The 24,061-nt window shown below is 70.1% G+C and carries 22 protein-coding genes; 16 read left to right on the top strand and 6 right to left on the bottom strand.

Annotated features, from left to right (window positions below; genetic code table 11):
* Together OXS27_RS19475 and OXS27_RS19470 are read left to right on the top strand one after the other, a co-directional pair.
* Positions 1–622 (top strand): DNA translocase FtsK (locus OXS27_RS19475; RefSeq protein WP_276592545.1); only part of this gene is annotated, 622 nt, incomplete at its 5' end.
* A gap of 134 nt (positions 623–756) precedes the next feature.
* The gene (locus OXS27_RS19470; RefSeq protein ID WP_267358305.1) at positions 757–1,644 is read left to right on the top strand and encodes an outer-membrane lipoprotein carrier protein LolA; all 888 of its coding nucleotides are present in this window, start codon (positions 757–759) and stop codon (positions 1,642–1,644) included.
* 9 nt (positions 1,645–1,653) lie between these two features.
* Here the strand turns inward: OXS27_RS19470 and OXS27_RS19465 are convergent, their stop codons facing one another.
* Positions 1,654–2,385 (bottom strand): lysophospholipid acyltransferase family protein, encoded by a 732-nt coding sequence (locus OXS27_RS19465; protein ID WP_243921567.1) that lies wholly within the window; start codon positions 2,383–2,385, stop codon positions 1,654–1,656.
* 154 nt (positions 2,386–2,539) lie between these two features.
* On the opposite strand from OXS27_RS19465, the gene xth reads away from it, so the two are divergent.
* The 5 genes from xth (at position 2,540) to OXS27_RS19440 (ending at position 10,136) form a co-directional block, all read left to right on the top strand.
* Positions 2,540–3,349, top strand: a complete 810-nt coding sequence (gene xth, locus OXS27_RS19460) for an exodeoxyribonuclease III (RefSeq protein WP_267358304.1) — start codon at positions 2,540–2,542, stop codon at positions 3,347–3,349.
* A 275-nt stretch (positions 3,350–3,624) separates the two neighbouring features.
* Entirely contained in the window at positions 3,625–4,503 is an 879-nt protein-coding gene (locus OXS27_RS19455) for an SDR family oxidoreductase (RefSeq protein WP_267358303.1), read from the top strand.
* 340 nt (positions 4,504–4,843) lie between these two features.
* Positions 4,844–7,003, top strand: coding sequence for a hypothetical protein (locus tag OXS27_RS19450; protein WP_267358302.1), 2,160 nt, complete (start codon positions 4,844–4,846; stop codon positions 7,001–7,003).
* A gap of 98 nt (positions 7,004–7,101) precedes the next feature.
* A complete protein-coding gene (locus OXS27_RS19445) occupies positions 7,102–8,811 on the top strand; it encodes a type I secretion system permease/ATPase (protein ID WP_267358301.1) in 1,710 nt (569 codons plus the stop codon).
* On the top strand, positions 8,808–10,136 hold the full coding sequence (locus OXS27_RS19440; RefSeq protein ID WP_267358300.1) for an HlyD family type I secretion periplasmic adaptor subunit: 1,329 nt from the start codon (positions 8,808–8,810) through the stop codon (positions 10,134–10,136). Before OXS27_RS19445 ends, OXS27_RS19440 begins: the two co-directional genes overlap by 4 nt.
* Positions 10,137–10,209: 73 nt before the next feature.
* Here the strand turns inward: OXS27_RS19440 and ssb are convergent, their stop codons facing one another.
* Entirely contained in the window at positions 10,210–10,773 is a 564-nt protein-coding gene (gene ssb, locus OXS27_RS19435; RefSeq protein WP_267358299.1) for a single-stranded DNA-binding protein, read from the bottom strand.
* A gap of 168 nt (positions 10,774–10,941) precedes the next feature.
* Positions 10,942–11,958 carry an NADP-dependent oxidoreductase gene (locus tag OXS27_RS19430; RefSeq protein WP_267358298.1) on the bottom strand — a complete coding sequence of 339 codons (1,017 nt, stop codon included), beginning with the start codon at positions 11,956–11,958 and terminating at the stop codon, positions 10,942–10,944.
* A 123-nt stretch (positions 11,959–12,081) separates the two neighbouring features.
* Between OXS27_RS19430 and OXS27_RS19425 the strand changes: the two genes are divergently transcribed.
* Positions 12,082–12,477, top strand: a complete 396-nt coding sequence (locus OXS27_RS19425) for a DUF4174 domain-containing protein (protein WP_267358297.1) — start codon at positions 12,082–12,084, stop codon at positions 12,475–12,477.
* Positions 12,478–12,623: 146 nt separating this feature from the next.
* Positions 12,624–12,800 (top strand): hypothetical protein, encoded by a 177-nt coding sequence (locus OXS27_RS19420; protein ID WP_243921585.1) that lies wholly within the window; start codon positions 12,624–12,626, stop codon positions 12,798–12,800.
* A gap of 15 nt (positions 12,801–12,815) precedes the next feature.
* Here OXS27_RS19420 and OXS27_RS19415 read toward each other — a convergent pair whose 3' ends face one another.
* The 3 genes from OXS27_RS19415 to OXS27_RS19405 form a co-directional block, all read right to left on the bottom strand.
* Complete coding sequence (locus OXS27_RS19415; protein ID WP_243921587.1) at positions 12,816–13,220, bottom strand: hypothetical protein; 405 nt, start codon at positions 13,218–13,220, stop codon at positions 12,816–12,818.
* A 108-nt stretch (positions 13,221–13,328) separates the two neighbouring features.
* The gene (locus OXS27_RS19410) at positions 13,329–13,718 is read right to left on the bottom strand and encodes a hypothetical protein (RefSeq protein ID WP_267358296.1); all 390 of its coding nucleotides are present in this window, start codon (positions 13,716–13,718) and stop codon (positions 13,329–13,331) included.
* A 68-nt stretch (positions 13,719–13,786) separates the two neighbouring features.
* Positions 13,787–14,728, bottom strand: coding sequence for a protein-methionine-sulfoxide reductase heme-binding subunit MsrQ (locus OXS27_RS19405; RefSeq protein ID WP_267358295.1), 942 nt, complete (start codon positions 14,726–14,728; stop codon positions 13,787–13,789).
* 192 nt (positions 14,729–14,920) lie between these two features.
* On the opposite strand from OXS27_RS19405, the gene OXS27_RS19400 reads away from it, so the two are divergent.
* The 7 genes from OXS27_RS19400 (at position 14,921) to truB (ending at position 23,985) form a co-directional block, all read left to right on the top strand.
* Positions 14,921–15,931 (top strand): aldo/keto reductase, encoded by a 1,011-nt coding sequence (locus OXS27_RS19400; protein WP_267358294.1) that lies wholly within the window; start codon positions 14,921–14,923, stop codon positions 15,929–15,931.
* Between the two features lie 186 nt (positions 15,932–16,117).
* Entirely contained in the window at positions 16,118–16,882 is a 765-nt protein-coding gene (gene rimP / locus OXS27_RS19395) for a ribosome maturation factor RimP (protein WP_243921594.1), read from the top strand.
* 65 nt (positions 16,883–16,947) lie between these two features.
* Complete coding sequence (gene nusA / locus OXS27_RS19390) at positions 16,948–18,588, top strand: transcription termination factor NusA (RefSeq protein ID WP_243921596.1); 1,641 nt, start codon at positions 16,948–16,950, stop codon at positions 18,586–18,588.
* Between the two features lie 23 nt (positions 18,589–18,611).
* The gene (locus tag OXS27_RS19385) at positions 18,612–19,334 is read left to right on the top strand and encodes an RNA-binding protein (protein WP_267358293.1); all 723 of its coding nucleotides are present in this window, start codon (positions 18,612–18,614) and stop codon (positions 19,332–19,334) included.
* A gap of 76 nt (positions 19,335–19,410) precedes the next feature.
* Entirely contained in the window at positions 19,411–22,353 is a 2,943-nt protein-coding gene (gene infB / locus OXS27_RS19380; RefSeq protein WP_267358292.1) for a translation initiation factor IF-2, read from the top strand.
* A gap of 105 nt (positions 22,354–22,458) precedes the next feature.
* Positions 22,459–22,902, top strand: coding sequence for a 30S ribosome-binding factor RbfA (gene rbfA, locus OXS27_RS19375; RefSeq protein WP_267358291.1), 444 nt, complete (start codon positions 22,459–22,461; stop codon positions 22,900–22,902).
* Positions 22,903–22,956: 54 nt separating this feature from the next.
* A complete protein-coding gene (gene truB / locus OXS27_RS19370) occupies positions 22,957–23,985 on the top strand; it encodes a tRNA pseudouridine(55) synthase TruB (protein ID WP_243921603.1) in 1,029 nt (342 codons plus the stop codon).
* The last annotated feature ends 76 nt before the right edge of the window (positions 23,986–24,061 follow it).

Genomic DNA, 24,061 nt, shown 5'->3' with positions numbered 1-24,061 from the left:
TACGATCAAGGCGAACTTCCCGACCCGGATCAGCTTCCAGGTGACCAGCAAGATCGATAGCCGCACGATCCTGGGGGAGATGGGCGCGGAGCAGCTTCTGGGTCAGGGCGACATGCTGTTCATGGCCGGCGGCGGGCGCACGACCCGGGTGCACGGGCCGTTCTGCTCGGACAGCGAGGTCGAGACCGTGGTCGCCCACCTCAAGCGCCAGGGCCGCCCCAGCTACCTCGACGCCGTCACGGCGGACGATGGGCCCGAGGAGCCCGCCAAGGAGGGCGGCCGCTCCGGCCGGGGCTCGAAGAGCGCCGCCGCCGACCGGGCTGACCGCTCGGAGGAGCCGGCCGAGGAGGCCCCGGTGTTCGACATCGGCGCCTTCGCGGCGGCCACGGGCGGCGACTCGGACGACCTGTACAAGCAGGCCATCGAGGTGGTGCTGCGCGACGAGAAGGCCTCGACCAGCTACATCCAGCGCCGCCTGCAGATCGGCTACAACCGCGCCGCCTCGATCATGGAGCGGATGGAGATCGAGGGGATCGTCGGCCCGGCCAACCATGCCGGCAAGCGCGAGATCCTGGTCACGGGGGCGTCGCACAGCTCGGCCGGGATGTACGACGACGACTGAAACTCCGTCCGGGCCGCCTGCTCGTGCGGCGGCCCGGACGTCGCATCTTCGCCACAGGGCGAGGCTCTAAGCCTCGGGTCCCGCCCTCGTTTGCCGCTGAGGCCCGCCCGCGGGCCCGCCAGGAGACTCTGCCGATGATCGGCCGCCGCATCCGCACAGCCGGCTCCGTGTTCGCCGCCGGGCTGTGGCTCGCGACCGCCAACCCGGCCGAGGCTCAGGTTGGCGCGTTCATCGACAGCCTCTTCGGCCACAAGGAGGAGCCGGCCCCGCAGCCGGAGGCCGCCCCGGCTCCCGCGCCCGCCAAGAAGGCCGCGCCCAAGAAGGACGCCGCCAAGGACGCGAAGGCGGGCGCCAAATCCGCGAAGGCCGCCGAGAAGGCCGACCACAAGGCGCCCGAATCCAAGGTTGCGGCGGTCGGCGCGCCTGCGGCGGTCGCCCCCGGCGAGCCGGCGGATGCCGCCACCCTGCTCGCCCAGGCCAACGCCTATTTCAACGGGATCAACACGCTGACGGGCAACTTCATGCAGATCGGCGCCGACGGGCGCCGGATCGGCGGCAAGCTGACGCTGGCCAAGCCCGGCCGCCTGCGCTTCGACTACGACCAGCCCTCGCCGCTGGAGGTGGTGGCCGACGGCACCTCGGTGGCGGTGCGCGACCGCAAGCTCAACACCCAGGATCTCTACTTCATCGCCCAGACGCCGCTGAAATTCCTGCTGCGCGAGAAGATCGACCTCGCCCGCGACCTCACGGTGACCGACGTGGCCAACGATCCCTCCGGCGTGCGCTTCAGCCTGGAGGACCGCGCGACGCTGGGCGGGACCTCGAAGATTCAGCTGTTCTTCGATGCCGATCTCAAGACGCTGAGCCAGTGGCGGATCACCGATCCGCAGGGCTACATCACCACGGTGACGCTCTCGAACCTGCAGAGGGGCAAGAACGTCGACGGCAGCCTGTTCTTCATCAATTACGGGCGCGCCGAGGACAAGGCGATGCAGCAGCAGATCCAGCAGTCGCAGCAGTAGGCGGCGTCCTCACGCCGCCGTCGCGTCGAGGCCGGCGCTGCGCCAGCGGTCGAGCTCCCGGTCGATCGCCGCCTCGGTACAGCGCAGGAATTCGGCGGCCGGCAGGCCCGGGGCGACGGCGGCGAGGTAGCTGACCACGACGGTCCCGGCCCGGGTGGCCATCCCCCCTGGCCAGAACAGCCCGGAATTCACCGCCACCGGCACCACCGGCAGGCCGAGCCGCCCGTAGAGCAGCTCGACCCCGCGCTTGAAGCGCAGCGGCGCGGCAATGCCGCCGCGGGTGCCCTCGGGGAAGATCAGAACCGACCGGCCGGCCGCCACGGCGGCGCGCCCCTCGTCGATCATGGTGCGCAGGGCCTGGGTGCCATTGCCGCGGTCGATGATGATCATCGGCGAGCGCCGCAGGAACCAGCCGACCACCGGGATCGACAGCAGCTCCCGTTTGGCGACGATCGCCACGTCCGGCACCAGAACCAGGAAGGCCAGCGTCTCCCAGGTCGATTGGTGGTTGGCCACGATCAGGCAGGGCTCGGCCGGCAGGTGCTGGCGGCCCTCCTCGACGTAGCGCAGGCCGACGATGCCCCGCAGTCCGGCCAGAATCCCGCGGGCCCACAGCCGCGTCGCCCGGCGGATCGGCCGCTGTGGCGAGCCGGACAGCAGGAAGATCACCAGGGGGACGAGGAACAGAGTCGTCCAGGCCGCCCAGTAGACGGCGAACAGGAACGAGCGGGCATGGGCCATGGCTGGGCTTCGACGCGGGGACAGGGCAGCGCCCGGGCATAGCGCGTGCCTGCCGGACACGCACGGCCTTTTGCCTCATCGACGGCGAGCGGACTGTCGCGGACCGCGAAATCCGCTATCGGAGCACAGCCCCGTCCGAACCCAGACCCTGCCCGTGCAACTCTCCGTCACCACCTGGAACATCAATTCGGTGCGCCTGCGCATCGATCTCGTGCTGCGTTTCCTGGCCGAGCACAGACCGGATGTGCTGTGCCTTCAGGAGACGAAGTGCCCGGACGACGCCTTCCCACTGAAGGCCCTGCGCGGCTCCGGCTACGAGCACGTGATGTTCGCCGGCCAAAAGGGCTACAACGGCGTCGCGATCCTCTCGCGCTTTCCCCTGCACACCCGCGCCGTGATGGGTTTCTGCGAGCGCCAGGATGCCCGCCACATCTCGGCGGTGCTTGGGCCGGAAGCGGGCGCCGCCGCGGGGATCGTGCTGCACGATTTCTACGTCCCAGCGGGCGGCGACGTGCCGGACCGCGACCTCAATCCGAAATTCGCCCACAAGCTCGACTTCCTGTCCGAACTGCGCGCCTGGAGCGGCAAGCGCGTCTCCGGTCCGGCGATCCTGATGGGCGACCTCAACGTCGCGCCACTCGAGCACGACGTCTGGTCGCACAAGCAGCTCCTCGACGTGGTGAGCCACACGCCCGTAGAGACCGAGGCGCTGGAAATCCTGCGCGGCGAGGCCGGCTGGATCGACACGGCGCGCCACCTCACTCCGGAGCCCGAGAAGATCTACACCTGGTGGAGCTACCGCTCCCCCGATTGGGCGGCTGCCAACAAGGGCCGGCGTCTCGATCACCTCTGGGTCTCGTCCGATCTCGCCGGCACGGTCCGCAAGGTCGAGGTGCTGCGCGACGCAAGGGGCTGGGAGCGACCCTCCGACCACGCGCCGGTCACATTGACGCTGGACCTCTGATCCCGAGCACCGGGCGGAACCGCGCTTCTTCCGGGGCATTGCCCGCTCACGAGCCCGTGACGTGAGGTGACCCGATGCGCAAGATCCTGATCGCCTTCCTCCTTCCCCGAGTCGTTTCGTTTCTCCGCAATCGCTACGGCAAGCCGCATGCGAACCGCGGCCGGGCGTTCTAAGCCGGCAAACGACCTGCGCGCGGCTGTGACGGCCGGGCGCAGACGGTTCGATCGGCCGCGGCCCTAGATCCGGCGGGACCCGTCCGCCCAGGAGCCGTACCGATGACCCAGGATCCCCGCGAGGCCGGCCCACGTCCGCCCTACCCCGGCGACCAGCAGCAGCCCCGCCCGGGGCTGACCACGAAGATGACGCCGCGCCCCGACCATGGCGAGGTGAGCTACGTCGGCAAGGGCCTGCTCGTCGGTCAGGCCGCGCTGATCACCGGCGGCGATTCCGGCATCGGCCGGGCGGTCGCCATCGCGTATGCCCGCGAGGGCGCGGACGTCGCGATCTCCTACCTCGACGTCGAGCAGGAAGACGCCGAGGACACGAAGGCCTGGGTCGAGAAGGCCGGCCGCCGCTGCCTGCTGCTGCCCGGCGATATCCGCGACGAGGCCCATTGCCGAAGCCTCGTGGCGTGCACCGTGGAGGCGTTCGGCCGCCTCGACATCCTCGTGAACAACGCGGCCGCCCAGGTGGTGAACGATGGCCTCGACGATCTGAAGGCCCCCGACATCGAAGGCTCGTTCCGGGCCAACGTGTTCGCGATGTACTATCTCACCCAGGCGGCGGTGCCCCATATGAAGCCGGGCGCGGCGATCGTGAACAGCACGAGCGTGCAAGCCAAGGTCGCCGATCCCAGCATGCTGATCTATGCGGCCACCAAGGGTGCGATCGCGAGCCTGACGATCGGCCTGTCGAACCTGCTCGCGCCAAAGGGCATCCGGGTGAACTGCGTCGCGCCCGGGCCGGTCTGGACCCCGATCCAGCCGATCGTGAAGGATCCCGAGCAGATCGCACAGCTCGGCGCGCAGACGCCGCTCGGCCGCGCCGGCCAGCCCGCCGAACTGGCCCCGGCTTACGTGCTGCTCGCTTCCCGGGAGGGCAGCTACATGTCGGGCGCCCTGGTGCCGGTGACCGGCGGCATGCCGATGCTCTGAGCACCGGATGGCGCGCGGGCCGGACAGCCCGGAGCCGTACCCGACTTCTGGCCGGCTGAGGCCTGGCGGATGCGCCCGCGATCGGGAGGACTACGCCGGGCAAACCTGTGCTTGCGTGGGATGAGATCCGTACGATGGCGCCCAGCGGCGTCATCGGCTCGGACCGCGCCCTGCCGACCAAGCGTATACGGGTTCGGTCATGTGCGTACGCGGCCGACACAGCAGGTCGCGCATTCAATACAACTATAAGTGATTTCGAGAACGCGAAATTAACCACTGTAGAAAGGCGAAAGCAACCGAAGATTGCATATCCGGTTATTGGCGAAAATCGGAGGTGCTCATGTCGTCATCCCCACTCGCGATCCTCAGCCCCACCACGCGCTCGCTCGAATGGCTCGTCGGTCCAGGCGCGTTGCTCTCGTCCACTGCACTCTCGACCGGCCAGCTCGCGAGCCTCGGCCCGATCGCCTCGCAGATCGAGGGGGCGCTCAGCGCCGGCACGGGAAGTGAAGGCGGCTCGCCCCTTCCCGAAACGCTGGCCGAGACCGCCAACACCATCGTCCTCGATACGCATGCGCAGCTTGAGACGGTCGGCCACAACGTCGCGCCGCTGAACGGACCGCTGCACGGCCTCACCAATCTCGGCGAGACGATCGGCCTGGGCCATATCGGCGAGGCCGGCAACCTGATCACCGATCTTTCGGGCGCGGTCGCGAATCCGGCTGGTCTCGATACGGTCGCGCCGCTCCTCGCCGATGCCGGCCATGTCACCGATGCAGCCAACGCGCTGGTCGACTTGGTGGCGGCGGTTCCGAGCGCCGGCAACGGTCTCGTCGGCTCCGGCAGCGTCCTCACGCCAGCGACCGATATCCTCAACCAGACGGTGCTCGATCTCCATACGACGCTCGAGGATGCAGGCCATTCGATCCCGCAGCTCAACGGGCCGATCCACGGCCTCACGGGCCTCGGCGAGACGGTCGGCCTCGGCCATCTCGGCGAGCCGGGCAATCTGCTGACCGACACCCTCCCGGTCGCCGGATCGATCCTGAACGGCGGCGGCCTCGCCTCGGCGAGCCCTGTCCTGTCCGACCTCGGCCATGTGCTGGGTTCGACCGACACGCTGCTCGCCTCCGTCACCGGCGCCGTCAGCGGCGGCAATCTGCTGGCGTCGAATGGGCTCCTCGCCCCGGTCACGAACCTCGCGAACACGGGCGTCCTCGACCTTCACATGACCCTCGAGAATCTCGGCCATGAGATTCCTCTGCTCAACGATGCCATCCACGGCCTGACCAACCTCGGCGAGACGGTCGGCCTCGGCTATATCGGCACAAGCGGAAACCTCGTCACCGACGTGGTTGGTTTGCCTGGCGACGTGCTGGGTGGCCACGGGCTCGGCGCGGTGTCCCCGATCCTCGGCGATCTCGGCGCGGTGACACACTCCGCGGGCGGCCTCGTCGACGGGGTGACCGGCATCGCCGGCGGCCTCGGCAGCGGCGGGACCGGCATCCCGGCCGTCGGCAGCCTCCTCACGCCGGTGACCGCCACGGTGGACGGGCTGCTCGGCGATCACGCCACGGATCCGCTCGCCGGCCTCCTCGGCGGCGTGGCCGGTGGGGCGCAGAGTGGAACCGGTGCCCTGCTGGGAGCCGGCGCCCCGCTTCAGCCGGTGGGCGCTGTCGCCAACACGCTGATTGACACGGTCCATGCGGGCCTGGAGCAGGTCGGCCACGACGTGCCGGTGCTGAACGACCCACTCCATACCGTCATCAACCTCGGCAACACGGCGGGCCTTGGCGAGACGAGCAACCTCGTCACCGACGTGGTCAACCTGCCCGGGGCCGTGCTGGCCGGGAACGGCGTCCCTGCAGCGGGCCAGATCGTGAGCGACGTCGGTCATGTCGCGGATGCGGCGGGCGGGGTCTTGGGCTCGGTGACGGGTCTCATCCCCGCAGGCAGTGGCGCGGGATCGGGCGCGGTGCTCGACGGCGTCCTGACCCCGGTGACGACGGCTTTGGGCTCGGTCGGGTCCGGGGCCGCCGGAAATGCGGCCGGTACCCTGCTCGGCAACCTCACCGGCGGCACGATCGGCGATGGCGGCGCCGGGACGCACCCGCTGGTCGACGTGTCGGCAGGGCCGGCGACCACATCGCCGGTGGCGGACGCCGCGATCCTCACGCCCTCCGCTGATCCCGCCCACACTGTTCAGGTGAGCGCGGTCGCGGTAGGCGCCGATCAGCCGAGCCTGGCGACGGCGAACCTGCTGAGCGGTGACAGCATCCAACTGCCGCAGACCAGCGGCGGCGGCGTGGATTCCCTGGTCGGCCAACTCGCCAACGTTGTCCCGGCTACGCATGCGGGCTCGGCCGATGCCGGGGCGTCCCATGGCGCCAGCATCGATCTCGGGGTCGTCACGCTCGATCTCGGCGGCCACGCCGATGTCCAGCACACCGACCCGACCCCGCACACGACGACGAGCGGTCTGCACCTGCTCGGCCTCTGAGGCCGAGAGCCCCCGCCGCAGCCGCGGCGGGGGCCATTATCGCCGCCGCCGCGCCACACCGAGCAACCGGGGAAGTACCTGTGACCGACGAGCGGTTGTTGCGTGTTGCGAGGTGTCGCGAGTTCTGGGCCGCCCTCCGGGCCGGGCGCGCCAGTCTGATCACCGTGATGGTCGTCAGCGGCCTGATCAACCTGCTGATGCTGACCGCCCCGATCTTCATGCTCCAGGTCTACGACCGGGTGTTGCCGAGCCGGAGCATCGCCACGCTGGTCGGCCTCGCCGGCATCACGCTGATGCTGCTGGTGATCCAGAGCGTCTTCGAGATCTTCCGCGCGCGGATTCTGTCCCGGTTCGGACGCCTCATCGACGAGCGCCTCGGCCACCGGATCTTCCGCACCCTGCTGGCCCGCGGCTCCGAGATGCCGCGCAGCGACGAGGGCCCCCAGGCCCTGCGCGACCTCGATACCGTGCGCGGGTTCGTGTCGAGCATGGCGGTGAGCGCGTTCTTCGACCTGCCCTGGGTGCCGCTCTACGTGGCGGTCTGCTTCCTGTTCCATCCCTGGCTCGGGGCGGCGATTGCCGGAGGCGCCCTGTTCCTTTGCGTCCTGACGGTCCTGACCGACTGGGCCTCGGCCGCCGTTACCCAGGAGGCCGTCCGCGTGGCGGGCGAACGCCGGTCCTTCACCGACATGGCGCACCGGACGGCGCCGCTGCTCTCGGCGCTGGGGATGCGCTCCCGCATCGCGTCGATCTGGCAGGTCCGGACGCGCCGGAACCTCGACGTGGCGACCCAGGGGAACGACCTCGCCATCGGCTTCGGCACGACGGCACGCCTGCTGCGCACGCTGCTGCAATCCGGCATCCTCGGCCTCGGGGCGCTGCTGGTCGTGCGTGAGGAGGCGACCGCCGGGGTGATGCTCGCCGCCACGATCCTGTCGGCCCGGGCGCTGGCGCCGGTCGATCTCGCGATCGCCAACTGGAAGTCGTTCACGGCCGCCCGGCAGGCCTGGGGCCGGCTCGTCGCCTTCCTGCCCCTGCGCGAGCCGACCGCCCCGACGCCCTTGCCGGCCCCGCGCGAGAGCCTGCGCGTGACCGCCCTGTCGATCGCCGTACCGGGCACCGACACGCTCGTGCTGCACGACGTGAACGTCGCTCTCGCGCCTGGCAGTGCCCTCGGCGTGATCGGCGCCAGCGGCTCCGGCAAATCGACCTTCGCCCGCGCCCTGGTCGGGCTGGCGCGGCCGAGCCGCGGCGTGATCCGCCTCGATGGGGCGGCTCTCGACCAGTGGGATCCCGACGATCTCGGCCGCGCGATCGGCTACCTGCCGCAGGATACCGAGATGTTCGACGGGACAATCGCCGAGAACATCACCCGGTTCGACCCGGCGCCCGATCCCGAGGCCCTGCTGGCCGCCGCCAAGGCTGCGGGCGTCCACGAGGTCGTGCTCCGGCTGCCGGGCGGATACGACGCCCGGGTCGGCGGGGTCGGCGGGCTCGGGCTCTCGGGTGGGCAGCGCCAGCGGATCGCCCTCGCACGGGCGCTCTACGGCGATCCTTTCCTGGTCGTCCTCGACGAGCCGAACTCCAACCTCGACGTCGATGGCGACCGTGCCCTGTCGGCGGCCGTCCAGGGCGTGCGCGTCCGCGGCGGCATCGTGGTGGTGATCGCCCACCGGCCCAGCGCCCTGGCTGCGGTCGACCGGATCCTCGTGCTCGGCGACGGGCGCGTACAGCTACACGGGCCGCGCGACGAGGTTCTGGCGAAGCTCAGCGCCCTGACCCGGCAGACACCCACGAGGGTCGCATGACCAAGCATCACGATCCCTCTACCCGGGATGCCGACCCGACCGACGGGACGCGTCGCTCCCTGCGCCGCCACATCGCCGGGGTTGCCGCCGTGATCGCGGTCGCCACCGGCGTGGGCGCCTGGACCGCGGCAACGGACCTGTCCGGCGCGATCATCGCCACCGGGTCCCTCGTGGTCGAGAGCAACATCAAGAAGGTCCAGCATCCGACCGGCGGCGTCGTGGCCGAATTGCCGGTTCAGGAGGGCGACCGCGTCCGGGCAGGCGACCTGCTGGTGCGCCTCGATGCGACGGCGGCGCGCGCCACCTACGACAGCGTCACCAAGAGCCTGTGGGAGATCGCCGCCCGCAACGCTCGCCTGGAGGCGGAGCGCGATGGCCGCTCGGATCTCGCGATCCCGGCCGAACTCAACGCAGCGGGGCCCGAGGTCGGGCGGATCATCGACGGGGAGCGCAAGCTGTTCCGCTTCCGCCGCGAGGCGCTCCAGGGTCAGAAGGCGCAGCTGCGCGAACGAATCGGGCAGCTCAACGAGGAGATCAAGGGCTTGGTCGAGCAGGCCGCCGCGAAGGAGCAGGAGACCACGATCATCGGCCGGGAATACGCCGGCGTCGAGGAACTGTGGAGGAAGAACCTGATCCAGCTGACGCGGCTCACCAGCCTGCAGCGCGACATGTCCCGGCTCAAGGGCGAGCGCGGCGTCCTCGTGGCCAGCATCGCCCAGACACGCGGCAAGGTCTCCGAGACCGAACTGCAGATCATCCAGCTCGAACAGAATCTGCGCAGCGAGGTCGGCAAGGAGCTGGCCGAGAACCGCGCCAAGACCGCGACCCTGATGGAGCAGAAGATCACCGCCTTCGATCAGCTCCAGCGCATAGAGATCCGTGCGCCGCAGACCGGCTACGTGCATGAACTTGCGGTCCACACCCGCGGCGGCGTGATCGCCCCGGGCGAGTCGATCCTGCTGATCGTGCCGAATGCGGATTCGCTCGTGGCCGAGGTTCGCGTCGCGCCCCAGGACATCGACCGCCTCCAGACAGGCCAAGGCGCGGGCCTGCGCTTCCCGAGCTTCGACCAGCGGACCACGCCGGAACTCAACGGCCGCGTCACCCGGATCGCTGCCGACGTCAGCGAGGACAAGCGGACCGGCAGCTTCTACTACCTCGTCCGGCTCGGCGTGACGAAGGACGAGCTTGCCAAGCTCGACGGGGCCAAGCTGATGCCCGGCATGCCTGTGGAGGCGTTCATCCGCACGGCCGACCGGACAGTTCTGTCGTATCTCACCAAGCCCCTCGTCGATCAGGCGCGACGGGCGTTCCGCGAGAAGTAGGGCACAGGGCCAGGAGCGAGTCCTGGCCCTGTCGTACGTCTCCGATGTCGGGGGTGCTGACCCGCGACGAGGCCTAGAACGGGATGTCGTCGTCGAGGTCGTAGCCGCCGCGGCTGCCGCCGCCACCGTTGCCCGAAGAAGCGGGTGCCGGACGGCGCTCGCCGCCCTGAGCCCGACCGCCACCGCCGCCGAAATCGCCGCCGCGGTCCCCACCCCGATCACCGCCGCGACTGATCTGCCCGCCGCCCTCGTCCTCGCCGGCGAATTCGCCGCCGCCGCCACCGCCACGCCCGTCGAGAATCGTCATCTCACCGCGGAAGCGCTGGAGCACCACCTCGGTCGTGTACTTCTCGACGCCGGAATTGTCGGTCCACTTCCGGGTCTGGAGCTGGCCCTCGATGTAGACCTTCGAGCCCTTGCGCAGGTACTGCTCGGCGACCCGGGCGAGGTTGTCGTTGTAGATCACGACCGAGTGCCACTCGGTCTTCTCCTTGCGCTCGCCGCTCGCCTTGTCCTTCCAGGACTCCGAGGTGGCAATCCGAAGGTTGCATACCGGATCGCCCGAGCCGAGGCGGCGCATCTCAGGATCGCGCCCGAGATTGCCCACCAGAATCACCTTGTTGACGCTGCCCGCCATGCTTCTCTCCTTACCGTACGGATCTCACAGGGCACCTGCCCGGCGGCGCGCGAACCATGCGCCCGGGCCTCCGGAGCGGCAACCAGCGGTTCGAGCTTGTGCCCGCTTTCCGCAGTGTCGCCGGATTTGTGTGTTCTATATCTGTTCTTTAACGGCAGCAAGCCTCCGTCAGGTCACGCGCACGACCAGCTTGCCGAAATTGCGGCCCTTCAACAGGCCGATGAAGGCCTCGGGCGCCTTCTCCAGGCCTTCGACCACATCCTCGCGATAGTGAACGCGGCCCTCCCTGATCCAGCCGCCGACCTCCTGGCGGAAGGTCTCGGCCTGATCGGCGAAGTCCCACACGATGAAGCCCTGGATGTGGAGGCGGTTGGTCAGCACCGAACGCATCAGGCCCGGCAGACGGTCGGGCCCGGGCGGGACCTCGGTGGCGTTGTAGGCCGAGACGAGGCCGCAGACCGGGATCCGCGCGAAGGGATTGAGCAGCGGCATCACGGCCGCGAAGACCGCGCCGCCGACATTCTCGAAATAGACGTCGATGCCATCGGGGCAGGCGGCGGCCAGCGCCCCCGGCAGGTCGTCGCCGCGATGGTCCACAGCGGCGTCGAAGCCGAGTTCCTCGGTGAGATAGCGGCACTTGTCCGGCCCGCCCGCGATCCCGACGGCCCGGGCGCCCTTCAGCTTGGCGATCTGCCCGACCAGCGAGCCCACCGGACCCGCGGCGGCGGCCACCACCACGGTCTCGCCGGCCTTGGGTCGGCCGATATTGAGGAGGCCGGTATAGGCGGTCATGCCCGGCATCCCGAGCACACCCAAAGCCGTCGAGGGCGGAGCGGCGCTGGGGTCGACCCGGCGCGAGCCCTTGCCGTCCGTGACGAAATACTCCTGCCAGCCCGCGAAGGCGGTGAGCAGATCGCCCACGGCAAAGTCCGGATGGTTCGAGGCGACCACCTCGCCCACCGTCTCGGCGGTGATCGGCGCGCCGATCTCCACGGGTGCCGCGTAGGATTTCGCGTCGCTCATCCGGCCGCGCATATAGGGATCCAGCGACAGCCAGCGGGTGCGCAGCAGGATCTGGCCGGGGCCAGGCTGCGGCACCGGCACCTCCTCCAGACGAAAATTTTCGGAGCGCGGCTCGCCGTGGGGGCGTGAGGCCAGGACGATGCGGCGGTTCATGGCGGTCATGAGAAGACTCCCGGAGACTGGCGGCCTGCCCCGATCTGGGGCGCCCGCCGTCATCCGCAAAGGCGTCGGGCGATCTCCGGGGCGGATCGCGCGTTGTCCCGTCTCGTGATGCGGAGGCTCGGTATGCGCAGGACGGCACTCGGCCTCGGACTCGCGGCTTTGACGGCGGCGGCCTCCGCGGCGCCCCTCGACACCTATCGGGACCGTTCCCGTGTGCTGGTCCTGTCGGCGCCCGATGCCGCCGACGCGCATCTCGCGGCCCAGCGCGCTGCGCTGGGGCCGGGCCGCGAGGGAATTGCCGAGCGCGATCTCGTGGTGCTGGAGGCGGTGGGCCCCGGCGCCGAGGCGCGCACCCTGCGGGCCGCGCTCGGGCTGCCGGACGACAGCTTCCGGGCCGTCCTGGTCGGCAAGGACGGTGGCGCCAAGCTCACCGCGGCCACGCCCATCCCGCCCCAGCGGCTGTTTTCCACCATCGACGCGATGCCGATGCGCCGTGCCGAGATGCGCGGCCGCCGGTAGGTTCAAAGTCCTTGGATCGGGTGTGGATGGGCGCGGTTCGGACACCAACGGTTAAGCCTACCGACCTATCACCGAACCGTGTCGACGGCCGCATCCCGGCCGTCCGTTGAGGCCCGTCAGGACGCTCGCACGAGACGCTCGTAACGATGAACCGCCACCATGTTGCCGACGCCATCCGCCGTCTCGTCGCCACGCAGGTCGAGGATATCGAGCGCGCGGTCCGCGACGGTCACAAGACCATCGCGCTGAACGAGCTGACGGACCTGAACCGCCAGCTCAAGGCCTTCGCGGCCGCCCTCAAGAAGGCGCCCGCCCGCATCTGAACGGGTCAGCGCGCTCTACCAGCGTGGCCCGTTCCAGTGTGAACCGCCCCAGTCCGGCCCGCCCCAGCGCCGGGGTGGTACGTCCTCCGGGGGCGGAGGCGGCGGGGGAGTGCCGCGGTCGAAGCCCGGCTCGTCACAGACCCGCACCCGGCGCACGACCGGCGCGCCGTCCGGATCGAACCGGCGCCGGACGAATTCCCGGCATGCCTCGGGAGGCGCCGCGCTGAAGCGCGGCCCGCGGAACCCCGGCTCGGGACGTGGCGGCGGCGGGGGCCGATGCTCGGGCCCGTCCTCCTGAACCGGGCCGCCCCAGCGGTGCTCCGGCGGATAGGGACCATCGAAATCGGCAGCCAACGCCGGGCCGGCAGCGAGTAGCAGAGCTAGAAAACCGGTACGGATGAGGAGACGACGGGCGGGCACGGGTGGCCTCGGCGTGATCGGGCGCGCGGGGATCGCGGCCATTCACCGGAGGTTGCGCCTAGCGGCCTGAACCGCCGCCAGAGCGCCTGTTGGCCGCCGTTCAGCCAGCTACTTCTGCATCGCGTTCACTTCGCACTGCGCGTACTCGCCGCTCGCCTTCACGTAGGCGTTGAGCTTCTGCAGGTAGGCGTCGGCGATTGGCCGGAAGGCCTGCGCCTGCAGGTTATAGGCCTTGATCGCATCGTTGTAGCTGTAGGCCTCCCAACCCGGGCAGCCCTCCTTGGTGTCGAGGCAGGCCGGCTTGTCCGGCAGCGCGGGTTTTGCCGGGCGCGCGGAGGCGGGCGGCGGCTCGGGCGGGCTGCAGGTTGCGACTGTCGGGGGGGCGGCCGGAGCGGCCTTGGCGGGCTTCGCGGCGGCCGGTGGCGCCGCATTCGGGGCCGCCTGGGCGGCGCCGGCGGGTACGAGCAGGCTCGCGATGAGGAGAAGAGTGCCGCGCATGGCGTCCTGACAAGCTCCGCTGCAGCCCGGACCGTCGATGGCGGGGGCCGGCCGCGGGTTCTGCGGCATCACGCCTGCGGCGACAAGGGTTCCGGCAACGCTTCCTTGGCGGCGGGCCGCCGAGCCGGGGAGGCCGGCCGTCCGGCTGAAGACTGGCCCGCCATCCGCGCCGGCTTGCCGCGCACGAGCGCTATCGCCGGCAGGGACAGGCCGACCGCCAGCACCCACCAGGCGGGCCGGATCGGGCCTGAAAAATCCAGGTTGGCGGCGAGCACGAGGCTGGCCGGGACGCCGCTGGCGAGCCCATACCACGCCGCCTCCAGTGCCGCGGTGGCCAGCCCGGCAACGACCGCGAGCAGCAGAAGCGACCACGGCCGCTCCGGCCACTTGAACCGCCGCATCACCCGCCAGCCCATCAGCAGCAGGAACAGCCCGGCCGAGAAGACCGGGTCGCTGACGTCGATCTTCGATTGCAGGAAGTAGTGGACCAGAGCCAGCACCGCGATCGTGTAGACGAGCCGGTGCAGCCGGTTCCAGTTCGGGCCGAGGTTGCGGATCGCCGCATCGGTCGAGGTCAGCCCCAGGGCGATCAGGCCGATCAGCGCAACGAAGCCGATGGTCAGATAGAGCCGGAGCGCGATCTCGGAGACGATCTTGGTGAGAATCAGGTTCTGATCGACGGCGTAGAGGGTGAGGTGGGCCACCGCGTAGGCCATCACGGTGATGCCGAGCATGCGCCGGACCACCAGCACCTTCGGCCAGTCGGCGATGCGGCGCAGGGGCGAGATCGCCAGGGAAAACAGCAGGAAGCGCACCGCCCATTCGCCGGTGGCGTGGATCAGAGCGGTGATCGGCTTGGCGCCGAGCGCGTCGAGCCGGTAGGCGGCGGCGAGGTACAGGGCCGGCGCGATGCAGCCCGCGAACACCGCAAGCTTCAGCCATGAGAGGCGTCCGGCCCGGTCGAGCCAGGGGAGGGGGATGCCGAGGGAGCCGGCGAGGCGGTCGATCATGGCTGGCGAACGGGGCTTTGATCGGTGGATGGAGCGCGAACAGGCCCCCGGGAACGGCTGCCTTGGAGCGTCGGTGCCGTCACGGGTCGGTTCGCCGCGGAGCCGCCACGGTTACAGGGCGGATTGACCTGTGTGGTTGACCTGAGCCGGGCTGCGGCAAGATAGCGGGGCGACGGACACCGGATGGATCCCATGCAGTACCGCAATCTCGGCCGCTCCGGCCTCAAGGTCTCGCCGATCTGCCTCGGCACGATGATGTTCGGCGGCCCCACCGATGAGGCCACCGCCGGCCGCATCGTCGCCAGCGCCCGGGACGCGGGGGTCAACTTTATCGACACGGCCAACGTCTACACGGATGGGCGCTCGGAGGAGATCACCGGACGCGCCATCGGGCCTGAGCGCAACGCCTGGATCCTGGCTACCAAGGTCGCCAATCCGACCGGTCCCGGCGTCAACGATCGCGGCCTGTCGCGCGTCCACGTGATGAAGGCCGCCGAGGACAGCCTGCGCCGGCTCGGCACCGAGTTCATCGACATCTACTATCTCCACAAGGAGGACCACGACACGCCGCTGGCCGAGACCGTGCGGGCGATGGCCGACCTCGTGCGGGCTGGCAAGATCCGGCATTTCGGCGTCTCGAACCACCGCTCCTGGCGCGTCGCCGAGATCTGCCGGCTGTGCGACGAGCTCGGCATCGACCGGCCGGTGGTGAGCCAGCCCTACTACAACGCCTTCAACCGCATGCCCGAGACCGAGCATCTGCCGGCCTGCGCACATTTCGGGCTCGGCGTCGTGCCGTATTCGCCGCTCGCCCGCGGCGTGCTCACCGGCAAGTACGATCCCGACGCGCCGCCGCCGGCCGAATCCCGCGCCGGCCGGCAGGACACGCGGATGATGCAGACCGAGTGGCGGCCGGAATCCCTGCGCATTGCCCGGACGCTCAAGCAGCACGCCGAGGCCCGCGGCATCACGGCCGGCCAGTTCGCCACCGCCTGGGTGCTGAACAACCGCCTCATCACCGGCGTCATCGCGGGACCGCGGACGGAGGCACAGTGGCAGGAGTACCTCGGCGCCCTCGACTACGCCTTCACGCCAGAGGACGAGGTGCTGGTGGACGGGTTCGTGGCGGCGGGCCATCCGACGACGCCGGGTTACAACGATCCGGCCTATCCGCTGGAGGGGCGGGTGCCGCGCAGCGGCTGACGGATCGCCCTTGCACTTGTGTCGTTCCGCCGCTATCTAACCGTCAACAGTTCTGATGGCAGTCGAGAGGCTGCGGTTCGGGAGTGGGCCCCACCGGGTCCGCTCTTTTTTTTCGCCGCACGTCTTTTTCGCCGCACAGCGCGGGCGAGCCACGCAGAACGCCGCGAAGGGTGTTCACCACCACACATGTCGTCCGAGATCGAAGCGGATCTGTCCGAGAAGCGTCTCGTCCGAGAGACGGGCGTCGCCGCGCGTGTGGCGCAGGCGATCGAGGGGCCCCTCCAGGGCCTCGGCTTCCGGCTGGTCCGGGTGAAGGTCAACAACATCAACGGCTGCACCGTGCAGATCATGGCGGAGCGGCCGGATGGCAGCTTCACCATCGCCGACTGCGAGGCGGTGAGCCGCACGATCTCGCCGCTCCTCGATGTCGATGATCCGGTGGGCGGCGCCTACAATCTGGAAGTGTCCTCGCCGGGGATCGACCGACCGCTGGTGCGGGTCTCGGATTTCGCCCGCTGGGTGGGGTACGAGGCCAAGGTCGAGCTGAGCCCGCCGCTCGACGGTCGCAAACGCTTTCGCGGCATCCTCTGCGCGCCGGATCCGGCGGGGCTCACCGTCCCGATCGACCTGCCCGACGTGAAGGAAGGTCTGCCGAGCCGGATCGACCTGCCGCTGAAGGACCTCGCCGAGGCCCATCTCGTGCTGACCGACGAGTTGATCCGCGAATCGCTCCGCCGCGGTGGTCCGCCCGCGGACGACGAGGCCGATGAGGCCGAGGATGGCGAGCCCGCCGAGGAAGATGCGGCGCCGCCCGCGCGCGGCCCGTTCCGCCCGCAGGGTCCGAAGAAGGCCAGCCCGGCGGCCAAGCCCAAGCATCCGGTCCGGACCGGTCCGAAGAAACCGGTCGTGACCAAGGCGTCCCGGATCAAGGACCGCGACTCGCTGCACTGAGACCTCAAGCGTCGACCGCCCCGCGGCCGGCCCGAAGATTTGACGGAAGAGAAGGACCGACACCGATGGCCGTCGTTAGCGCCAACAGGCTCGAACTCCTCCAGATCGCCGACGCGGTTGCCCGCGAGAAGGTGATCGACCGCTCCATCGTGATCGACGCGATGGAGGAGGCGATCGCCAAGGCCGCGCGCTCCCGCTACGGCGCGGAGACCGACGTTCACGCCGAGATCGACAACAAGACCGGGGCGTTGCGCCTGTCGCGCCACCTCTTGGTCGTTGACGAGGTCGAGAACGACGCCCGCGAGATCACCCTGGATCAGGCCCGCCGCTACAATCCGGGCGCGCTGGTCGGCGACGTGATCTCCGACACCCTGCCGCCCTTCGATTTCGGGCGCGTGGCCGCGCAATCGGCCAAGCAGGTGATCGTCCAGAAGGTGCGCGACGCCGAGCGCGCCCGCCAGTTTGACGAGTACAAGGACCGGATCGGCGAGATCCTCAACGGCATCGTCAAGCGCGTCGAGTACGGCAACGTGATCGTCGATCTCGGCCGCGGCGAGGGCATCGTGCGGCGGGACGAGATGATCCCGCGCGAGACCTTCCGGCCCGGCGACCGCATCCGCTCCTACCTGTTCGACGTGCGTTCGGAGGTCCGCGGCCCGCAGATCTTCCTGTCGCGCTCGCATCCCCAGTTCATGGCCAAGCTGTTCGGCCAGGAAGTGCCCGAGATCTATGACGGCATCGTCGAGGTGAAGGCGGTGGCCCGCGATCCGGGTTCCCGCGCGAAAATCGCGGTGATCTCCCGTGACGGCAGCATCGACCCGGTCGGCGCCTGCGTGGGCATGCGCGGATCGCGCGTCCAGGCGGTGGTCGGCGAGCTTCAGGGCGAGAAGATCGACATCATCCCGTGGTCGGAGGACGAGGCGACCTTCATCGTCAACGCCCTCCAGCCCGCCGAGGTGGTGAAGGTCGTGCTCGACGAGGAGGCCGACCGGATCGAGGTCGTGGTGCCGGACGACCAGCTCTCGCTGGCGATCGGCCGCCGCGGCCAGAACGTGCGTCTGGCCTCGCAGCTCACCGGCTGGGACATCGACATCCTGACCGAGGCCGAGGAATCGGAGCGCCGCCAGAAGGAGTTCGCCGAGCGGACCCAGGTGTTCATGGAGGCGCTCGACGTCGACGAGACCGTCGGCCAGCTGCTCGCCGCGGAAGGCTTCCGGAACGTCGAGGAGATCGCCTACGTCGACATCCAGGAGTTGTCCGGGATCCAGGGCCTCGACGAGGAGACCGGCGCCGAGATCCAGGCCCGCGCGCAGGATCACCTCGCCCGGATCGAGCAGGAGCACGATGCCCGCCGCACCGAGCTGGGCGTCGCCGACGAGCTGCGCGAGATCGAGGGCGTCACCACGCCCATGATGGTGGCGCTCGGCGAGAACGACGTGAAGTCCATCGAGGATCTGGCGGGCTGCGCCACCGACGACCTCGTCGGCTACACCGAGGGTCGCGGCCCCGAGGCCGTGCGCCACGCGGGTTATCTCGACGGGTTCGATCTGTCCCGCACCGAGGCCGAGGCCCTGATCATGGCCGCCCGCCTCAAGGCCGGCTGGATCGAGGCTCTGCCGGAGCCGGAGGCCGAGGAAGGTGCTGAAGAGGGTGCCGAAGACGGCACCGAGGGCGAGCAGACCGCCCCCGCCCAGGCCGAGGCCTGAGACTCTCGGCGGGCGGAGGCGCGGTGAGCGAGGTCGAGGCCAACCCGCCCGAGGGCGGACCGGAAGCCGAGGGGCTCGATGCCGGCCCCGGCCGCCGTGCGCCCGAGCGGACCTGCATCGTCACGCGCACCGCACAGGCGCCGGACGCGATGATCCGGTTCGTGCGTGGGCCGGATGGGCGGGTCGTGCCCGATCTGCGCGCCCGGCTGCCGGGCCGCGGCGCCTGGGTCAGCGCCCAGCGGGACACGGTCGCGACGGCCGTGCGGAAAAACCTGTTCGCACGGGCGTTCAAGGGGCCGGCCCCGGCCGATCCCGATCTGCCGGACCGAATCGCAGTCGGGCTGCGCGCAGATCTGCGGCAGGCCATCGCACTCGCTAACAAGGCGGGCTGCATCGTGGCAGGCTTCTCGAAGGTCGAGGCGGCGATCGGTGGCGATCCCCGCGCAGTTGCGGTGATCCACGCGTCTGAAGCCAGTGCGGACGGTCGGCGCAAGATCGCTTCGGCCTTGTACCGGCGCCACGGTGAGGCCATGTCAAGGATACCGATCATCGATGACCTGTCCGAAGATGAATTGGACATGGCCTTAGGTCGGGATCATGTGATACACGCTGCGCTCGTCGCAGGAGCCGGAGCCGCCGGCTGCCTGTCGCGTTGGCGTCGGCTACGCTCCTTCGAGGGCGCCGCCGCGGCGACCGGGGAGTCCGATCCAGCCCGAATCGGCGGGATCGACGAAGCCTCACGTTGACGACGCAGGAATGATCTGACTGGCGCCACCGGGCGTCGGTTCACGGGACGATGGAAACCCTCAGGGTTCAGGCTGAATGAGCGATACGAATAACCCGGGCGACAAGACTCTGAATCGGACTTCCCCGAAGCCGCTGTCCGTCAAGCGGCCGATCGAGGCGGGAACCGTGCGTCAGAGCTTCTCCCATGGCCGCTCCAAGCAGGTCGTGGTCGAGACGGTGAAGCGCCGCGTCATCGGCGCAGCGCCGGCCGCCCCGGCGCGTGAACCTGCACCGGCGCCGCGTCCGGCAGCCCCCGCGCCGACGACGCCACCGCCGCGTCCGGCCCAGCGGGCCGCCTCGGGTGTCGTGCTGCGCACCCTGAGCGAGCAGGAGAGTGCTGCCCGCGCAGCGGCGCTGGCCGATGCGCAGCGCCGCGAGGCCGAGGCACGCCGCAAGGCGGAAGCCGAGGTCGAGGCGCGCCGCAAGGAGGCCGAGGAGCAGGCCCGCCGCGAGCGCGAGGCCGCCGAGGCTCGCCGCCGCGAGGAGGAAGAGCGCAAGGCCGCCGCCGCGGAAGCCGCGCGCGCCGCCGAGGAGGCTGCCAAGCAGGCCGCCGCCGAGGCTTCGAAAGCGGCAGCCGCCGCGCCGGTTGCGGAGCCCCCGGCGCCTGCGGCCTCTGCCCCTGCAGCCGCACCCAGTCCGGCGCCTGCGCCTGCACAAGCCGCGGCGACGCCCGCACCCGCTCGCCCGGCCGCTGCTGCCGCTGCGCCGGCCCGCCCGGCGCCTGCGCGTCAGCCGGCTGGCGCTCGTCCGGCACCGGCCGCCACGGCCGCGCCTGCCCCGCGTCCGCCGCTGACACCGCGGCCGTCCACGGGTGAGCCGCGCAAGACCATCACGGCCGATTCGCGCAAGCCCCGCGACCTCAACTTCATGGCCCGCCCGGCCCCGGCGCCCGAGCCCGAGAAGAGCGCGACGCCGACCACGGCCGCACGTCCCGCCGGTGCCGGTGCGGCGGCACGCCCCGCCGGTCGCGCGACCCAGACCAACGAGGACGAGTCCGAGACCAAGCGGGTGATCCGCCGTCCCGGCATGCCGCTCAAGATCATCGCACCGCCCAAGACCCCGAAGTCGCCGGGCGGCGACCGCAACCGCGGCCGCCTGACCATCGCGACGGCCACGTCGGGTGAGGACGAGCGCACGCGCTCGGTGGCGTCGTTCCGCCGCCGCCAGCAGCGCATGAGCGGTCGCGGCCATGTCGAGCAGAAAGAGAAGCTGTCCCGCGAGGTGACGATCCCCGAGTCGATCACCATCCAGGAACTCGCCAACCGCATGTCGGAGCGGGCCGTGGACGTGATCCGGATGTTGATGAAGCAGGGCGAGATCCACAAGATCACCGACGTGATCGACTCGGACAGCGCGCAGCTCATCGCCGAGGAACTCGGCCACACCGTCCGCCGCGTCGCTGAATCCGACGTGGAAGAGGGTCTTTCGTCCGACGAGCCGGATCTGGAGGAGGATCTCGATCCGCGTCCGCCGGTGGTCACGATCATGGGTCACGTCGATCACGGCAAGACCTCGCTGCTCGACGCGATCCGCAAGGCAAACGTCGTGGACGGCGAGGCCGGCGGCATCACCCAGCACATCGGCGCCTATCAGGTCGCGTCGCCGTCCGGCGACATGATCACCTTCATCGACACCCCGGGCCACGCGGCGTTCACGTCGATGCGCGCCCGCGGCGCCAAGGTCACCGACATCGTCGTGATCGTGGTGGCGGCCGATGACGGCGTCATGCCTCAGACCATCGAGGCCATCCAGCACGCCAAGGCGGCCGGTGTCCCGATGATCATCGCGGTCAACAAGATCGACAAGCCGGATGCCAAGCCGGAGCGGGTTCGCACCGAGCTGCTCCAGCACGACATCCAGGTCGAGTCGATGGGCGGTGAAACCCTTGAATTCGAGGTCTCGGCCAAGACCGGCGACGGTCTACCGGAGCTTCTGGAGGGTATCCAGATCCAGGCCGAGATCATGAACCTGCGCGCCAACGAGAAGCGCGACGGCGAAGGTACGGTCATTGAGGCGCAGCTCGATCGCGGGCGTGGTCCCGTGGCGACGGTTCTGGTCCAGCGCGGCACCCTGTTCACCGGCGACATCGTCGTGGCAGGCGCCGAGTGGGGCCGCGTCCGCGCCCTGATCGACGACCTCGGCGATAACGTGCAGTACGCCGGGCCTTCGGTTCCGGTGGAGGTGCTGGGCTTCAACGGCACGCCCGATGCCGGCGACCGCGTGACCGTGGTCCCGAGCGAGGCGCGCGCTCGTGAGGTTACCGAGTACCGCGCCCGTCAGAAGCGCGAGCGCCAGAATGCGCGTACCGGCGGTGCCAACCGCTCGCTGGTCGACATGATGCGCGACCTCAAGGAAGGCGCCGGCCGCAAGGAGCTGCCGGTCGTCATCAAGGGCGACATGCAGGGCTCCGTGGAGGCGATCTCGGGTGCCCTGGAGAAGCTCGGGAACGACGAGGTCGCGGCTCGCATCCTCCTGGCGGGCGTTGGCGGCATCACTGAGTCGGACATCACCCTGGCGCAGGCCTCGAAGGCGGTGATCATCGGCTTCAACGTGCGTGCCCTCAAGGAGGCCCGTGAGGCCGCCGAACGGGGCGGCATCGAGATCCGCTACTACAACATCATCTACGACCTCGTGGACGACATCAAAGCCACGCTGTCGGGCATGCTGCCGCCGACCCTGCGGGAGGAGCGCCTCGGCGAGGCGACCATCCAGGAGGTGTTCGAGGTCTCGAAGGTGGGCAAGGTCGCGGGTTGCCGCGTTCAGGACGGCATCGTGGAGCGCGGCGCCTATGTCCGCCTCATCCGCGACAGCGTGGTGATCCACGAGGGCAAGCTGAAGACGCTCAAGCGCTTCAAGGACGACGCGAAGGAAGTCACCTCCGGCCAGGATTGCGGTATGGCCTTCGAGAACTTCGAGAACATGCGCGCGGGTGACACGATCGAGTGCTACCGGGTCGAGGAGATCCGCCGCACCCTCTGAGAACCCGGGCTCATCCGGTCAGGGCGGCCGCGGCACCTGCCGCGGCCGTCTTTTCTTTTTTCAGGACGTGAGCCGGCCACCTGCGGGGCGCCGGCCCGAGACAGAATGGCCCAGAAACCGACCGCCACCGGCCCCTCGCACCGTCAGCAGCGCGTGGCCGAACTCATCCGTCATGCGCTCGCCGAGGTGCTTCAGCGCGGCGACATCCAGGACCCTGTGCTCGGCACGCATGTCGTGACCGTGCCGGAGGTGCGGATGTCACCCGACCTGAAGCTCGCCACCGCCTACGTGATGCCGCTCGGCGGCCTCGACGAGGCGCCGGTGATCGCTGCCCTGGAACGGCACCGGAAGGTGCTGCGCCAGGAGGTGGCACGGCGGGTGAACCTGAAATTCGCGCCGGAGCTGCGTTTCCGGCGCGACGAGACTTTCGACGAGGCGGCGCGGATCGACCGCCTGCTGCGGGACGAGCGCGTGCAGCGCGACCTCGATCACGGCCAGGACGGCGACGAGCAGGACGGCGGCGAACCGGAGACCGGGCCGGGGCATTGACCCCGAAAACCGAACGAGAATGGGACGGGGCATGACCCCGGGGGACACGAGGACATGACGGTTTCCATCGAAGATCATCCGCAGGGCGAGCGCCCGGCCGGCAGCTCGGCCGGCGAGCGCCGGCCCCCGGAGGGCCGTCGCCCGCAGCGTGGACCGCGCCCCGACCGCCCCAAGCGCCAGGACGTGTCGGGCTGGGTGATCCTCGACAAGCATGTCGGCATGACCTCGACCCACGCGGTCGCGGTGGTGAAGCGTGCCTTCAACGCCAAGAAGGCCGGCCATGCCGGCACCCTCGATCCGCTGGCCTCCGGCATCCTGCCGATCGCGCTCGGCGAGGCGACCAAGACCGTTCCCTTCGTGATGGACGGCCGCAAGGCCTACCGGTTCACGGTCCAGTGGGGCGTTGAGACCGACACGGACGACGCCGAGGGCCGTCCTGTGGCGAACAGCGAAGCCCGGCCGGATCGCGCCGCGGTCGAGGCCGCGCTGCCGGCCTTCGTGGGCGCCATCGAGCAGGTGCCGCCGCGCTACTCGGCGATCAAGATCCAGGGCGAGCGCGCCTATGATCTCGCCCGGGAAGGCGAGATCGTGGAACTCGTGGCTCGTCCTGTGCAGATCGACCGGCTCGCCGTGATCGAACATGACGGCGAGCGGACCGTGATCGAGGCCGAGTGCGGCAAGGGCACCTATGTCCGCGCGCTCGCCCGGGATCTCGGCCGGATGCTCGGTTGCTACGGCCACGTGGCGGCTCTGCGTCGGACCCGCGTGGGACCGTTCTCCGAAGCCGAATCCTGCCCGGTCGCCACTCTGTCGGAAGGCACCCCCGAGGCGGCGCTCGCTTATCTGCGCCCGGTGGAGACGGCACTCGACGCGATCCCGGAGGTCGCGGTGTCCCGGGATCTCGGCCTGCGCCTGATGCGTGGCCAACCGGTGATCCTGCGCGGCCGGGACGCCCCCGTGGAGGGCAAGGCTTTCGCCACCTGTGCCGGCATCCTGGTTGCCGTCGGCGATGTCGAGCGCGGCGAGCTGGTGCCGCATCGGGTGTTCCACCTCGGTGGAACGGCACCGGGCCGCGGGGTGTAACGCCGACGCCGCATCCCCGATCGAGCCGCAGCGATTCCCCTTTCCCCCGCCGGGAGAAGGGTTGTCGCGCAGCACA

It is taken from the genome of Methylobacterium sp. GC_Met_3 (genome assembly GCF_026540775.1).
In the GTDB taxonomy this organism is placed as follows: domain Bacteria; phylum Pseudomonadota; class Alphaproteobacteria; order Rhizobiales; family Beijerinckiaceae; genus Methylobacterium.
This window is presented reverse-complemented; position numbering and strand designations above follow the sequence as displayed.